1 protein-coding gene is annotated in these 251 nt (G+C 55.8%); it reads right to left on the reverse strand.

All coding sequences use genetic code 11. The features are described 5' to 3' along the window. Nucleotides 1-251, reverse strand: a 251-nt coding sequence (locus V5P19_RS24125; protein WP_334408066.1) for a hypothetical protein, incomplete at both ends; no start/stop codon positions are given.

A 251-nucleotide genomic window follows, 5' to 3' on the forward strand; every position in this document is an offset into this window, starting at 1 on the left:
GAGTTCGCCTGCCAGTTTGTACAGCGTCGGGATCATCAGCAGTAAACCCTGCGATGACGTAAACGATGTTGAAAGGGCACCCGTCTGCAAAGCGCCATGCACGGTAGCGATAGCACCCGCTTCCGACTGCATTTCAACCACGCGTGGTGTGTCTCCCCAAACGTTCTTCAAGCCGTTTCCGGCCCAGGCATCAGCCTGTTCTGCCATCGTGGAACTGGGGGTAATAGGGTAGATGGCGATAACTTCACTGG

This window comes from Enterobacter sp. UNJFSC 003, assembly GCF_036903355.1.
In the GTDB taxonomy this organism is placed as follows: domain Bacteria; phylum Pseudomonadota; class Gammaproteobacteria; order Enterobacterales; family Enterobacteriaceae; genus Enterobacter.